General features: G+C 69.9%; 10 protein-coding genes and 1 pseudogene. 4 read left to right on the top strand and 7 right to left on the bottom strand.

The genetic code is table 11. From position 1 onward, the window contains the following. Window positions 1-6: 6 nt before the first annotated feature. Genes ABE438_RS01815 through fliK form a run of 3 tightly spaced genes read right to left on the bottom strand, consistent with a single transcriptional unit; the run spans window position 7 to window position 2,965 of the window. On the bottom strand, window positions 7-1,131 hold the full coding sequence (locus ABE438_RS01815; protein WP_346500617.1) for a GNAT family N-acetyltransferase: 1,125 nt from the start codon (window positions 1,129-1,131) through the stop codon (window positions 7-9). Then, entirely contained in the window at window positions 1,128-1,409 is a 282-nt protein-coding gene (locus ABE438_RS20345; protein WP_465248533.1) for an EscU/YscU/HrcU family type III secretion system export apparatus switch protein, read from the bottom strand. Before ABE438_RS20345 ends, ABE438_RS01815 begins: the two co-directional genes overlap by 4 nt. Beyond that, on the bottom strand, window positions 1,406-2,965 hold the full coding sequence (gene fliK / locus ABE438_RS20340) for a flagellar hook-length control protein FliK (protein ID WP_465248532.1): 1,560 nt from the start codon (window positions 2,963-2,965) through the stop codon (window positions 1,406-1,408). Before fliK ends, ABE438_RS20345 begins: the two co-directional genes overlap by 4 nt. Before the next feature lie 121 nt (window positions 2,966-3,086). On the opposite strand from fliK, the gene ABE438_RS01800 reads away from it, so the two are divergent. After that, the gene (locus tag ABE438_RS01800) at window positions 3,087-4,097 is read left to right on the top strand and encodes an aldo/keto reductase (protein WP_346500615.1); all 1,011 of its coding nucleotides are present in this window, start codon (window positions 3,087-3,089) and stop codon (window positions 4,095-4,097) included. A 16-nt stretch (window positions 4,098-4,113) separates the two neighbouring features. Here the strand turns inward: ABE438_RS01800 and ABE438_RS01795 are convergent, their stop codons facing one another. Beyond that, a complete protein-coding gene (locus tag ABE438_RS01795; protein WP_346500614.1) occupies window positions 4,114-4,932 on the bottom strand; it encodes an MBL fold metallo-hydrolase in 819 nt (272 codons plus the stop codon). A 189-nt stretch (window positions 4,933-5,121) separates the two neighbouring features. Between ABE438_RS01795 and ettA the strand changes: the two genes are divergently transcribed. Next, window positions 5,122-6,774, top strand: coding sequence for an energy-dependent translational throttle protein EttA (gene ettA, locus ABE438_RS01790; protein ID WP_346500612.1), 1,653 nt, complete (start codon window positions 5,122-5,124; stop codon window positions 6,772-6,774). Window positions 6,775-6,832: 58 nt separating this feature from the next. Here ettA and ABE438_RS01785 read toward each other — a convergent pair. The 3 genes and pseudogenes from ABE438_RS01785 to ABE438_RS01775 form a co-directional block, all read right to left on the bottom strand. After that, window positions 6,833-7,984: pseudogene (locus tag ABE438_RS01785) on the bottom strand (serine hydrolase domain-containing protein). A gap of 236 nt (window positions 7,985-8,220) precedes the next feature. Further along, window positions 8,221-9,393 (bottom strand): alpha-hydroxy acid oxidase, encoded by a 1,173-nt coding sequence (locus ABE438_RS01780; protein WP_346500610.1) that lies wholly within the window; start codon window positions 9,391-9,393, stop codon window positions 8,221-8,223. Window positions 9,394-9,462: 69 nt separating this feature from the next. Beyond that, window positions 9,463-10,086 carry a YitT family protein gene (locus ABE438_RS01775; RefSeq protein ID WP_346500608.1) on the bottom strand — a complete coding sequence of 208 codons (624 nt, stop codon included), beginning with the start codon at window positions 10,084-10,086 and terminating at the stop codon, window positions 9,463-9,465. A 148-nt stretch (window positions 10,087-10,234) separates the two neighbouring features. Between ABE438_RS01775 and ABE438_RS01770 the strand changes: the two genes are divergently transcribed. Together ABE438_RS01770 and ABE438_RS01765 are read left to right on the top strand one after the other, a co-directional pair. After that, window positions 10,235-12,457, top strand: coding sequence for a glycoside hydrolase family 3 N-terminal domain-containing protein (locus ABE438_RS01770; protein WP_346500606.1), 2,223 nt, complete (start codon window positions 10,235-10,237; stop codon window positions 12,455-12,457). Between the two features lie 162 nt (window positions 12,458-12,619). Beyond that, on the top strand, window positions 12,620-12,823 hold the full coding sequence (locus ABE438_RS01765) for a cold-shock protein (RefSeq protein ID WP_346500604.1): 204 nt from the start codon (window positions 12,620-12,622) through the stop codon (window positions 12,821-12,823). Window positions 12,824-13,617: the final 794 nt, after the last annotated feature.

Genomic DNA, 13,617 nt, shown 5'->3' with positions numbered 1-13,617 from the left:
GCCGTCTCAGCCGCGCAGCCTTGCGCGCCAACGCCGCAGCAGGGCGCGCGCCTGGGCCGCGAGACGTGGGCGCAGATCACCAGTGGAGCCGACCGTCACCAGCACGTTCGCCATCGGCTGGCGCTCGGCCCAGGGATAGGGCGCGGCGTCGACGCCGTCGCCGGCTCCGCTGTCGAGCGAGAAGGGCGTGCCCGCGGCGAAGTCGGCCTGCAGCATGGCGATGGCCAGCGCGCGGCCGGGCGACAGGCGGGCACGGCTCTCGTCATAGGCGATCTTGATGAAATGGCTCCGGCCGGCCCGGTCGAGCAGCAGCCCACCGGCCAGAGGCTGCCCGTCGAGGCCGAGCAGGTCGATGCGCACCGCGTCGACCGCGGCGAAGCGGGCGACGATCTCGCGGATATAGGCGGCGTCGTGCGGGCGCTGCGCCAGCGCAGTGCCGGCGCGGCCTTTCCAGCCCGAGGCTTCCAGCGCCAGCAGCGTGTCGAGCGCCACGACCGCGTCCGCACCGCGATGGCGGGTGTAGACGAGGTCGCCGGCCTTGCGGAGCTGGCGATGCTGCTGCATCCGCTTCTTGTAGCCGGAGCCGAGCGCGCGGCGCAGATAGGCGGTCGCATCCTCGCCGGCGCGCGGGATCAGCATCGGCCGCTGCCAGTGCTCGAAGCGCCGCAGGCGGCCGCCGAGCGCGGCGAGCCCAGCTTCGAGCGCGTTGGCCGCCTGGCCGTGCAGCGGCAGCAGCGGCAGGCTCAGCACTTTCGGCAGGGCGGGATCGTCGAGGATCGCGGCGAGCAGTGCTCGTCCGGCGGCCATGGCGTGGTCGCGGTCGAGCACCGGCGCCGAGGAGGTTTCATAGAGCGGCACGAGCGGCGCGGTCAGCACGGGGGCGAAGCCGCTGCGCAGGCCGGCCTGGCGGCGCAGGGCCCAGACGCCGACGAGCGGGCCGTCCGGCGCAGTGCGGGCTTCGAGAACGACGATCTCTCGCTCCGGAACGCCGGAGGCGAGCGCCGCGCCGATGGCTGGCGGCGCCATGTGCGGATTGGGCGCCTCGGCGCGCGACCAGAGCGTGGCTAAGGCGGCGTCGCGGCCGGCATAGGTGCCGGCCGGCACGCGGCTGACGAGGATGCCTCCTCTCATTCCCGCCGCGACCCGTCCGGGCGCCGGCGCAGGCCGAGCACGAAGGCAATGACCTGCGCGGTCGCGAGATAGAGTTCCTCCGGAATGCTGTCGTCGAGCTCGACGGCGGAGAGCGCCTGGGCAAGCGCGGCGTTGCGCTCGACCGCGACGCCGTGCTCCTCGCCGGTCTCGACGATCCGGCGCGCCAGCTCGCCATAGCCCTTGGCGGTGACGCGGGGCGCGCCGGTGCCGTCATATTCCAGCGCTACGGCGAGCGGGATCGGCGTCGGCTCGGTCATGAGCGCCGGTCCAGGAAACGGCCGGGCGCGGCGCTGGCGGCGCGCGGCAGGCCGGTGACGACGTCGAGCGAGGCGCTGTCGAAGCGGGCGCGCAGCAGCGAGGCCTCGAGATCGGGCGCGGCATGGCGCAGCAGCCGGCCGGTATCTTCGCGCTCGACCCAGAAGGAGACGGAAATGGCGCGGCCCTGCAGGGTCACGAGCCCCTGCAGGGCGCCGAGCGGTTCGAGATCGCAGGCGAAGCGCACGCGCCAGATCGGAGCCTCCGTCGACGCGCCAGGCTGGCGCTGCGGCGGGTCGCGCTCGATCTCCAGCGGCAGCACGGCCGTGCCGGTCTGGAGCGCCAGCGGGAGTTCGAGCAGCCAGCGCGCCTGGCCGGGCTGGTCGGCGCGCGCTGCCTCCTGCGGCAGCGAGGCGTATTGGGCCAGCGTGATGCGGTCCAGCGCCGCTTCCGCCTGGTCGAACAGGGCTTGCACGATCGCGGCGGGGCGCGCCGCGGCGCCCAGGCTCGCCTCCACGGCCGGCTGCGGCGTGAGCAGCCCCTCGCGCGGTGGTGGCGGTGGCATGCTGCGCGCTGGCGTGGGCGTGTCACGCGGCGGAAGCGCGGTCGCGGTCGGCTGCGGACGGCCAGCCTCGTCGCTCTCCGGCAGCGGGAGCGCGGCCGCGACAGTGGTCGGAGCGACCGCTGGTCGGCTGACGGTCGCCGCATGCTGCCCGTCGGCGGGCGCGAGCGCCGGGCGGAGCATGTCGCGCAAAGCCTGGAGATCGGCCTTGAGGTCGCCGCGCGGTGGCGGAGCGGTCCCGGCCGCCTGCCGCGCCTCCATGAACAGTCCCGAGCCCGCGATGGCGGCCTTCAGGGTCTCGGGCGTGAGCGGACGCCCATCCGCCGGCAGGCGCTGTCCGCGCAGCCGGTCGATCAGTGCGAGCAGCGGCTTCGGCAGCACCAGCGCTACCGAGCCGCCGGCCAGCCCGTCGAGATTGGCGAAGAGCGGCGCCAGCCCGTTCTGGCGGCTGAGCGCCTGGCCGAGCAGGGGACCGGCCATGGCTCGCGGGGAGGCGGCGGCCGCCGTGGCCTCCGCCCCGCCAAGAGCCTGCATGGCGGGGGCAGGTTGAGGCGATGCCGCTCCGACTGCTGTCGGCGCGCCGGCCGAGCCCTGGCCCGCGGATAGCACCGTGGTTGGGGCCTGCTGGCCGTTCGCGGCACGGGGAGGCGCGGGCGGCGTTCCGGGTGGTGCGGGCGGCTGGCCGGGCTGGCGCAGGCCGATCATTTCGGCCTGCAAGGGCGCGCCCGGCGATTGCGGGGCCAGCAGCTTCAGGATCAGGTTGGTGCCCGGTTGCAGGGCCGCCTGCCGCGCTTCAGGGCCGGCGAGGACGAGCGATACGGTGGTGCCGGCGATGCTGGCGGTGGCGCTGCCGTCGGCCGCGAGCGCGATCAGCCTGGCCTCGACGGTGCGGCCGGCGGCGAGCCCGTCGCCGCCCAGCGCGGCGAGCAGCGTGGCGAGGTTGCGCTGCTGCAGGAAGCTCGCGAGGGTCGCCTGGGTTGGCGGCAGGGCTGGCATGCGGCGAGCCTGTCGGAAAAGGATGAGGAATTCCTTGCGCAAAGCCCCAATGCGCCAGCCGCGCTGGTGCGGCTTTCCGGCTTGGGGCAGGCTTCGCGCCGCACTCTCGGGGAGATCGCTGATGGACTACCGCTCGCTCGGCCGCTCGGGCCTCAAGGTCTCGCCGCTGTGCCTCGGCACGATGATGTTCGGAGACCAGACCGACGAGGCGGCCTCGCGCGCGATCGTCGACCATGCCGCCGCCGCCGGCATCAACTTCATCGACACGGCCGACATGTACGCCCAGGGCCGTTCGGAGGAGATCGTCGGCCGCGCCATCGCGGCGCGGCGGCACGACTGGGTGCTGGCGACCAAGGCGGCCAATGCCTGGGGCGAGGGGCCGAACCAGCGCGGGCTCTCGCGCAAATGGCTGATGGAGGCCTGCGACAACAGCCTGAAGCGGCTCGGCACCGACTATGTCGACATCTACTACCTCCACAAGGAGGATCACTGTACGCCGCTCGGCGAGACGTTGCGGGCGATCGCCGACCTCGTGCGGGCCGGCAAGATCCGCTATTTCGGCGTCTCCAACCATCGCGGCTGGCGCATCGCCGAGATCTGCCGGCTCTGCGACGAGCTCGGTATCGACCGGCCGGTGGTCAGCCAGCCCTATTACAACGCGATGAACCGCATGCCCGAGGTCGAGCACCTGCCGGCCTGCGGCTATTACGGGCTCGGCGTGGCGAGCTATTCGCCGCTGGCGCGCGGCGTGCTCACCGCGAAATACGCGCCCGGGCAGACCCCGCCGGAGGATTCGCGCGCCGGCCGGGCCGATCGGCGGATGATGCAGACGGAATGGCGCACGGAATCGCTGGAGATCGCCAGCCGCATCCGCGAGCACGCCGCCGAACGCGGCCTGACGCCGGTGCAGTTCGCAGTGCGCTGGGTGCTCAACAACCGCCTGCTCACGGCCGCCGTGGTCGGTCCGCGCACCGTGGAGCAGTGGCAGGCCTATCTCTCGGCGCTGGATGCCGACTTCACGGCCGAGGACGAGGCGCTGGTCGACGCGCTGGTGCCAGCCGGCCATCCCTCGACGCCGGGCTACAGCGATCCGGCCTATCCGCTCGAGGGACGCCCGGCGCTGACGGGCTGAAGCGCCAAGGCGGGCCTCAGTTGCCGGGCAGCACGATCACGGTCGGGCGCTGCGGCAGCGAGGCCCTGCCGACGACGATCTGCGGGCTGTCGCGCCGCTCGATCGGCCAGCTCTCCTGCGCCCGGCCGAGGAAGCGTGCCAGCGAGCCGCCGCCGAAGAAGTGCATCGGGATCATCACCCTGGCCTGCAGGGCGGTCAGCACCTCCAGCATGCCGTCCTGGTCGAGCGTGTAGCTGCCATCGACCGGGAAGAGCATCACGTCGACGCGGCCAAGCGCGCGCAGATGGCCGGGCTCCAGCGGGTGGTGGAGATGGCCGAGATGGACGATGCAGAGCTCGCCGACCTCGAAGACGAAGATCGAGTTGCCGTCATGATCGGTGCCGCCGGCATAGGTGCGGATGTTGGTCGGCACATTGCGCACCCGCAGGTCGCCGAGCGTGAGGTCATGCAATGCGGCGCCGGCGCCGGACGGGTCCCAGCCGCGCAGCACGTGCCGGATGGCGGGATCCGGCGCCCGCGAGAAATGCGTGGAATGCGCCTTGTTCATCGTGGCGATGTCGGGCGTCACCGGCGGGCGAACATAGTCGTTGTAGTCGGTCGCGACCTTCACCCCGCCGGCGGTCTCGATCAGGAAGGTGGCATGGCCGACGAAGGTGACGCGCACCTGGTCGGCGGCCAGGTTGGCGCGCAGCACCGGCGGGCCGAGGCGGGCCATCTCCGGCCGGCAGCCCGGCTCGGCGGCGCGGGGAAGCGCTGGCGACAGGCAGGCCGCCAGCATGGCGAGCAGGGCGAGGCCACGGGCGACGATCAGGCGCAGGCTGGACGGTGTCGGCATCGGCGGCTCCCGTATCCACGCTGGAAGGGAGCTTCACGCAAAGAGCGGGCCGGGGAAAGCCTCGCCCCGGGGATGTGAACGGGCCGGCGACGGGCCGTGGCGGTTGCTAGCAGGGCGGCCGGTCGCTACATACGCGGGCAGTTTCCCGACAACCGGCAGTCGCCAGCTCGCAGCGGAGTGCGCATCTTCATGTCCCGCCAGTTCATCTATCATATGCGTGGTCTGTCGAAGACCTATCCGGGCGGCAAGCAGGTCCTCAACAATATCCATCTGTCCTTCTATCCCGACGCCAAGATCGGCGTGCTCGGCGTCAACGGCGCCGGCAAGTCGACCCTGCTCAAAATCATGGCGGGGATGGACAAGGAATGGACCGGCGAGGCCTGGGTCGCGGAAGGCGCGCGCGTCGGCTACCTGCCGCAGGAGCCGAAGCTCGAGGAGGGCCTGACCGTCCGCGAGAACGTCATGCTCGGCGTCGGCCCGCAGAAGGCGATCCTCGACCGCTACAACGAGCTCGCCATGAACTATTCGGACGAGACGGCGGACGAGATGACCAATCTCCAGGACGAGATCGAGGCCAAGGGCCTGTGGGATCTCGATTCCAAGGTCGACCAGGCGATGGACGCGCTGCGCTGCCCGCCGGACGACTGGGAGGTCTCCAAGCTCTCGGGCGGCGAGCGCCGCCGCGTCGCGCTCTGCCGCCTGCTGCTGGAGCAGCCCGAACTGCTGCTGCTCGACGAGCCGACCAACCATCTCGACGCCGAGACCACCGCCTGGCTGGAAGGGCATCTGCGCACCTATCCGGGCGCGATCCTGATCGTCACCCACGATCGCTACTTCCTCGACAACGTCACCAGCTGGATCCTCGAGCTCGATCGCGGCCACGGCATCCCCTATGAGGGCAACTACTCGTCCTGGCTGGTGCAGAAGCAGAAGCGCCTCGAGCAGGAGGGCCGCGAGGACGTGGCCCGCCAGAAGACGCTGGCGCGCGAGCAGGAATGGGTCAACGCCTCGCAGAAGGCCCGGCAGGCCAAGAACAAGGCGCGTATCCAGCGCTATGACGAACTGGTGCAGAAGGCGTCGCAGAAGGGGCCGGACACCGCGCAGATCATCATCCCGATCGCCGAGCGCCTGGGCAACAACGTCATCGACTTCCAGAACCTGTCCAAGGGATTCCAGGACAAGCTGCTGATCGACGACCTGTCGTTCAAGCTGCCGCCGGGCGGCATCGTCGGCGTGATCGGCCCAAACGGCGCCGGCAAGACCACGCTTTTCCGCATGATCACCGGCGCCGAGACCCCGGATGCCGGCACGATCACCGTCGGCGAGAGCGTCCAGCTCGGCTATGTTGACCAGAGCCGCGACTCGCTCGACGACAAGAAGACCGTCTGGGAGGAGATCTCCGGCGGCAACGACGTGATCTATCTCGGCAAGCGCGAGATCAATTCGCGGGCCTACTGCTCCGCCTTCAACTTCAAGGGCGGCGACCAGCAGAAGAAGGTCGGCATGCTCTCGGGCGGCGAGCGCAACCGCGTCCACCTCGCCAAGATGCTGAAGAGCGGCGCCAACGTGCTGCTGCTCGACGAGCCGACCAACGACCTCGACGTCGATACGCTGCGGGCGCTGGAGGAGGCGCTGGAGGATTACGCCGGCTGCGCCGTGATCATCAGCCATGATCGCTGGTTCCTCGACCGTATCGCCACGCACATCCTCGCCTTCGAGGGCGACAGCCATGTCGAGTGGTTCGAGGGCAACTTCGAGGATTACGAGGAGGACAAGAAGCGCCGCCTCGGCATCGACTCCACGATCCCCAAGCGCATCCAGTACAAGAAGTTCTCGCGCTGAGCGCCGCCTGATCCAGGATCGAGAAGCCCCGCGACACGCCCGTGTCGCGGGGCTTTTTTCATGGAGCGGGGTGATCGGGGCGCCCGTCCGCGCGACAGTCCGTTTTCGGAGCGCGCTCTGGCACTTTCACGGCAGGCCGAGCCAGTCGAGCCATCCGCCGGCCGGGGCCCTGCGGTCGTAGGCGAGCCATGCGAAGGCCGGATGCTCCGCGGGCATCAAGCGGTCGATGACGTCCGGCATGATCGCCATGCCGTTGGAGCCGTTGGTGAGGACGACGATGGCTGATCGCCTGGCCGGCGAGCCCGTCGCGAAGGCCTTGAAGCCGCCATTGTCCCCCCCAATGGAAAAACGTTCCCTGTCGAGGCTCCAGCCCCCAGCCCAGCCCCCAGGCGACGTGCTGGTCTATCTTCGTCACCTCGGAGCCGAGGCATTCGATACAGCGCTGGAAGAGGGCGATCTGCGGCGAGAGCCACTGCTTCGCGGTCGCGCGTCCGAGGCGGGCGCCCGACAGGACGGCTTGCAGGAAACGCGCATAGTCGGCTGCCGTCGTGTGCAGCGTGTAAGCCACGATCGGCGCCTCTGGCTTCGCTTTCGTCCCAGGCTGGCGCCCCTGATGCGGCACGGCATGATCGGCCTCGAACTCTGCCCGCCAGACATAGCTGCTTCGCTTCATCCCGAGCGGATCGAAGACGAGGCGGGCCATCATGGCGTCCAGCTTTTCGCCGGTGGCCGCGACGACGACGCGCTGGAGCCAGACAAACCCCTCACCCGAATAGCTGAAGCGGCTGCCGGGCTGGAAGTTCGTCTTCAGAGGCGTCGTCCAGCCGCGCCAGTTCGGCAGTCCGGAGGTCTGGCTGAGCACGTCCCTGACGGTGACGAGTCCGGCGTTGGGATCTCCCGAGACATGACCGGGATCATAGCTCGCGAGCGTCGTATCCAATTACAGGACGCCTGCATCGACGAGTTGCAGCACGGCATAGGCGAAGACGGGTTTCGACAGCGAGGCCGCCTCGAACACCGTATTCTCGTCGACCGGCGCGCCTGTCGCGCTGTCGCGGACGCCGACGGCTCCGGTCTCGGCGATCCTGCCGCCGCGAATGACGGCATAGGCGAGGCCCGGGACATTGCCCTTCGCGATGAGCGGCCCCAGCTCTGCCGCATGGCACGCGCCGAAGGAGATCGCCGAGAGCCAGGCGCAGGCGGCGGCCATGGGCAGGAACCCGGCACGCAGGGCGTAGCGCATGGGGCAGGCTCCTTCGGCGTTCGACCTCGCGACGTCGCGAAACGGAGCGCTCGCGGTCGCGCCAAATCTGGCGATGGGATGGGGGTGGCGGAGATGCGAGGTGGTGTGCGCGGTTCGCGCAATCACCCGGCGCTCAAGGACGGGCGGCGGTAGCCGCGCCCGTCCGGGGTCCTCGATTCCAGCCGGATCGGCGCGGCCGCGCTCTACTCCACGCCGAGCCGCGTTACCGCGCCCTCGCGCCCGCCGACCAGGATGCGCTCGTCGACCGTGGTGACGTCGCGCAGGCCGCAGAGCGCCATGGTGACGTCGAGCTCCTTGCGGATGATGTCGAGGCAGCGGGTGACGCCCGCCTCGCCGCCAGCGCCCAGGCCGTAGAGGAAGGCGCGGCCGATGAAGGTGCCGTGCGCGCCGAGCGCCAGCGCCTTGATAACGTCCTGACCCGAGCGGATGCCGCCGTCGAACAGCACCTCGATGCGGTTGCCGACCTGATCGACGATCCCCGGCAGCGCGGCGATCGACGACAGTGCGCCGTCGAGCTGGCGTCCGCCATGGTTGGAGACGATCAGCGCGTCGGCGCCGCTCTGCGCCGCGATCTCGGCGTCCTCGGGGTCGAGGATGCCCTTGATGATCAGCTTGCCGCCCCATTCGTCCTTGAGGCGCTTGACGTCGTCCCAGTCGAGCTTGGGATCGAACTGGTCGGCGGTCCAGGATGAGAGCGAGCTCATGTCGCCGACGCCGTCGACATGGCCGACGATGTTGCCGAAGCTGCGGCGCGGCGTGTCCAGCATCTTCAGGCACCAGCGCGGCTTGGTCGCCAGGTTGATCATGTTCATCAGCGTCGGCTTCGGCGGGGCCGAGAGACCGTTGCGGATATCCTTGTGGCGCTGGCCGAGCACCTGCAGATCGAGCGTCAGCACCAGCGCGTTGACGCCGGCCGCCTTGGCCCGCTGCATCAGCCGCGAGATGAAAGCGCGATCCTTCATCACATAGAGCTGGAACCAGAACGACCCGCCGACATGGTTGGCGATGTCCTCGAGCGAGCAGATGCTCATGGTCGAGAGCGTGAAGGGCACGCCGGCCTTGGCGGCGGCGCGCGCGGCCAGGATCTCGCCGTCGGGGTGCTGCATGCCGGTCATGCCGGTCGGCGCCAGCGCCACCGGCATGGCGACGCTCTGGCCGATCATCGTGCTGGCGAGCGAGCGGTTGGTCATGTCGACGGCGACGCGCTGGCGCAGCTTGACCTTGGCGAAGTCGGTCTCGTTGCTGCGATAGGTGCCTTCCGTCCAGGCGCCGGAATCGGCGTAGTCGTAGAACATGCGCGGCACCCGCCGCTTCGCCTGCAGGCGCAGATCTTCGATGGTCAGGGGCAGGGACATGGCGCAAGGCTCCCGCTGGTCGTGTCGAGCCGGTCGGTGCCACGGAACGGCGCGTGGCGCAACGTGTCCTCAGGTCACGCCCAGATAGCGCCCCGGCTTATGGTTGACCGCGAGGCTTACATTGAGCGCGACGGCGCCGACCAGCGAGAGCAAAACCTGCGCCGGCGGCAGCACGGTCAGCGCGGCGGCGAGGATGGCGCCGTCCACCGCGAGCTGGAACCAGCCGGCGCGGATGCCGTGGCGCTCCTGCAGATAGGCGGCGAGGATGTTCAGCCCGCCGATGCCGGTGCGGTGGCGCAGCAGCACCAGCATGCCGAGCCCCATGAGCAGGCCGCCGGCGACCGCGGCATAGAGCGTGTCGATGCGGGCGATGTGGAGCAGATGCGGCGTCGCCCAGGTCATCAGCGATACCAGGCTGACCGCCAGCAGGGTGCGCAGCGTGAAGCCCCGGCCCATGCGCCGGACCGCCAGCCAGTAGAAGGGCAGGTTGATCGCGAAGAAGACCGGGCCGAAGGACAGCCCTGTCGCCGCCTGGATCAGCAGGGCGATGCCGGCCGCGCCGCCGGTGACGAGGCCGGCCTGCGCGTAGAGCGCGACACCGAGGCTCATCATCAGCGTGCCGACGACCACCGCGAAGGCATCTTCGTACAGGCGGTGATGCTCGACCGGCAAAGGCTGGCTGCTGTCGCTCATGCTGGGCCTCCTCTTCCGTGTCGTGCGGCGGCGGCGCCGCGCTTCATCGCCGGTTCATGCATCCGGCGCCATGCAATGGTTGAGCCATGCGGCCTGTTCCTGTAGGGCCGCAGCATCCTTCGCGCCAGTCTCCCGAGAGTTCGTCTCCATGATCCTGCGGCTCGTCGCTGCGCTTCTGCTCTGCTTTCCCGCCACGCTGCCCGCTTCCAGCCAGACGCCCGCCTTGCCGCCGGCCCAGTCCGTCGGCTGGCGCACCGGTGCCGAGGCCGCCGCCATCGAGAAGCGTGTCGCGGCGCTGCTCAAGACCATGACGCTGGAGGAGAAGGTCGGCCAGCTGCACCTCTCCGGCCGTGGCGACGGCTTCGACATCGGCCAGATCAAGGCCGGGCGCATGGGCGGGGTGATGAACTTCGTGGTGCCGCAGGAGGTGCGCGAGGTCCAGGAAGCGGTGCGCCAGTCGCGCCTCAAGATCCCGCTGATCATCGGCCTCGACGCCGTGCACGGCTTCTCGACCTATTTCCCGCTGCCGCTCGGCCAGGCCGCGAGCTGGAATCCCGGGCTGATCGAGCAGGCGGCGTTCTGGACCGGGCGCGAGGCGCGCGCCGCCGGCGTCAACTGGACCTTCGCGCCGATGGTCGACATGTCGCGCGATCCGCGCTGGGGCCGCGTGCTGGAAGGGGCGGGCGAGGATGTCCACCTCGCCAGCGTCGTCGCGGCGGCCCGCACCCGCGGCTATCAGCGCGGCGGCGTCGCGGCGACGGTGAAGCATTTCGTCGGCTATGGCGCCGGCGAGGGCGGGCGCGACTACAACTCGACCTGGATCCCGACCAGCCAGCTGCACGACCTGCACCTGCCGCCGTTCAAGGCGTCGTTCGACGCCGGCTCGATGACCGCCATGGCTGCGTTCAACGCGCTGAACGGCATGCCGGCGACCGCCAACCGCGCCATGCTGACCGACCTGCTGCGCGGGCGCTGGGGCTTCCGCGGCTTCGTCGTCTCGGATTTCGGCTCGATCACCGAGCTGCGCCTGCACGGCATCGCCAAGGACGACGCCGAGGCGGCGCGCAAGGCGCTGATCGCCGGCATCGACATGGACATGATGGGCAATGTCTATCACCGCCATCTCGCCGACGAGGTGAAGGCCGGGCGGGTGCCGATGAAGGCGCTCGACGAGGCGGTGAGGCGCGTCCTGCGGGTGAAGTTCCATCTCGGCCTGTTCGACCGGCCCGATGTCGACGTCGCCGCCGCGCCCAAGCTGATGCAGACCGAGGAGGCGCGCCGCGTCGCCCGGCAGATCGCGCGAGAGGGCGTGATCCTGCTCAAGAACGATGCGGACACCCTGCCGATCGCGGCCGGCACCAATACGGTCGCGGTGATCGGCGCCATGGCGGTGCCGGAGGACGAGCGCGTCTGGACCGACCCGGCCGGGCTCGGCCGGCGGATGGTGCAGCCGCTGCCCGACGCGCTGCGCGAGCAGCTGCCGCAAGGCACGACCGTCACCTACGAGCCGGCCTTCACCAAGGCCTGCGGCACCGCCTTCGCCGACAAGGACGCGGCGCTGAAGGCTGCGGCCGCGGCCGATCTGGTGGTGGCGATGCTCGGCGAGGATTGCGAGTTCATGGGCGAGGGCGCCTCGCGCACCGATCTCGGCCTGCCCGGCGTGCAGCAGGAGCTGCTCGAGGGCCTGGTCGCGACCGGCAAGCCGGTGGTTCTCGTGCTCGCGACCGGCCGGCCGCTGGTGCTGACATGGGCCGCCAAGCATGTCGCGGCGATCGTCCAGACCTTCCATGGCGGCACCGAGGGCCGCGCCGCCATCGCCGACGTTCTGGCTGGCAAGGTTAATCCGGCCGGCCGCACCCCGATGAGCTTCCCGCGTTCGGTCGGGCAGATTCCGGTCTATTACGACCATCTGCCGACCGGCCGGCCGCAGCAGGTGCGCCAGCGCTACGAGTCGATCTACATGGACGAGGCGAACGAACCGCTGTTTCCCTTCGGCTTCGGCCTGTCCTACAGCCGCTTTACCTATGCGGGTGCGCGCGTCGACCGGCCGCGCGTCGGGCTCGACGGCAGCGTCACGATTTCGGTTGAGGTGACCAATGCCGGCTCGCGCGACGGCGACGAGGTGGTGCAGCTCTATGTCCGCCAGCCGGTCGCCAGCCGGTCGCGCCCGGTGCGCGAGCTCAAGGACTTCCAGCGCATCACGCTGAAGGCCGGCGAGACCCGGACGGTCGCGTTCCGGCTGCCGGTTCGGGCGCTCGGCTTCCACGACGATGCCGGGGTCTCCCGGGTCGATCCCGGCCTGTTCGAGGTCTTCCTCGGCGGCTCCTCGCTGGCCGAGCGGGCGACGAGTTTCGAGGTGACGCGTAACTGAGTTGCATAAAGGTCGACCAAAGACTGATCACCATCAACCTGTCCTTGCGCGAGCTTTCATCTCGACAACCGTGAATTTTCGGTCAATCCTGTCCAGGCGTTGCTCCCCGGATGGTCTTCCGGGGCGTGCCGCGAGACCACGGATGCTCCAAGGGATGCGACGATGGCGACCGGGACCGTAAAATGGTTCAACACTGAAAAGGGATACGGCTTCATTCAGCCGTCCGATGGCGGCAAGGATGTGTTCGTACATATCACTGCCGTAAAGGAAGCGGGCTTGATGTCGCTGATGGAGGGACAGAAAGTCTCCTTCGAGATGCGCACCGAACGCGGCAAGACTGCCGCGGGCGATCTCAAGCTGCTCTGATCGGGCGCCCCGTCCGAACGCCGCTGCGGCGGCGCGCCGTCCGCTTTCGCATGGGCCGGCGACGGGGCTCGCCATGAAGTGCCGGCTCCGGCTTTGGCGCGGATGACCGTTCACGGTCGAAGCGCCCTCTCCCGACATCGTCGACAGGCGATCGCAGGGCGTGTTCGCGACACGCCCCTGTTAGCCGGCATGTCGCCGGGCGGGCGGTGCCGAATTCTGCGGCGGCCGGGCTGTTTGCGCGCAGGCTGTGGAGCCGCTTGTCGTAGCGTTGGAGCAAGCTTGGCGCGTGACGCGATGCGCGCGCCGCGTGTTCAGTGCGAGAATCGCCGTGTTCATGGGTTCCGGGCTCTTCGCTGCGCGAAGCCCCGGAATGACGATGGCGGGGCGGTCACGCTAGCGTTTCTCTGTGCCGTTCGGGGCGCTGGAGCCGGAAAGCCTCGTTCGCCTTAGCGGCATGCGTAGCGCCAGGCGGACAGTCTTACCTGAAGTCCGCCCCGCGCCCCGCGCCCCGCGCTCGCCTACGCCCGCACGCCGTTTTCTGATCGATGGCCCCACCCTTGTCATTCCGGGGCAGGCCGATAGGCCTGAGCCCGGAACCCATGATCACGACGGTAGCCGGGTATGGCGCCGTCGCTGTGCGCCCGGCGGCTTCTGTATGGCGGTGATCTGGCCGGCGACCGCGGGCGGCGAGCCGCGATCATCGCTTGTCGCGAGGCTGCTGGCCTTTTCGGCAATGTGCCGTGGTCAGCTACGCGCGTCGTGTTCATGGGGTCCGGGCTCTTCGCTACGCGAAG

This window comes from Allobosea sp. TWI1241 (genome assembly GCF_039673065.1).
Classification (GTDB): Bacteria; Pseudomonadota; Alphaproteobacteria; order Rhizobiales; family Beijerinckiaceae; genus Allobosea.
The sequence above is the reverse complement of the archived record's forward strand: the minus strand, read 5'-3'. Positions and strand labels throughout refer to the sequence as shown.

Bases quoted from the DNA above. Each gene is read 5' to 3' on its own strand.
- ettA (WP_346500612.1), top strand. From the start codon at position 5,122: ATGTCCCGCCAGTTCATCTATCATATGCGTGGTCTGTCGAAGACCTAT.
- ABE438_RS01765 (WP_346500604.1), top strand. From the start codon at position 12,620: ATGGCGACCGGGACCGTAAAATGGTTCAACACTGAAAAGGGATACGGC.
- ABE438_RS01780 (WP_346500610.1), bottom strand. From the start codon at position 9,393: ATGTCCCTGCCCCTGACCATCGAAGATCTGCGCCTGCAGGCGAAGCGG.
- ABE438_RS01770 (WP_346500606.1), top strand. From the start codon at position 10,235: ATGATCCTGCGGCTCGTCGCTGCGCTTCTGCTCTGCTTTCCCGCCACG.
- ABE438_RS20345 (WP_465248533.1), bottom strand. From the start codon at position 1,409: ATGACCGAGCCGACGCCGATCCCGCTCGCCGTAGCGCTGGAATATGAC.
- ABE438_RS01795 (WP_346500614.1), bottom strand. From the start codon at position 4,932: ATGCCGACACCGTCCAGCCTGCGCCTGATCGTCGCCCGTGGCCTCGCC.
- ABE438_RS01775 (WP_346500608.1), bottom strand. From the start codon at position 10,086: ATGAGCGACAGCAGCCAGCCTTTGCCGGTCGAGCATCACCGCCTGTAC.
- fliK (WP_465248532.1), bottom strand. From the start codon at position 2,965: ATGCCAGCCCTGCCGCCAACCCAGGCGACCCTCGCGAGCTTCCTGCAG.
- ABE438_RS01800 (WP_346500615.1), top strand. From the start codon at position 3,087: ATGGACTACCGCTCGCTCGGCCGCTCGGGCCTCAAGGTCTCGCCGCTG.
- ABE438_RS01815 (WP_346500617.1), bottom strand. From the start codon at position 1,131: ATGAGAGGAGGCATCCTCGTCAGCCGCGTGCCGGCCGGCACCTATGCC.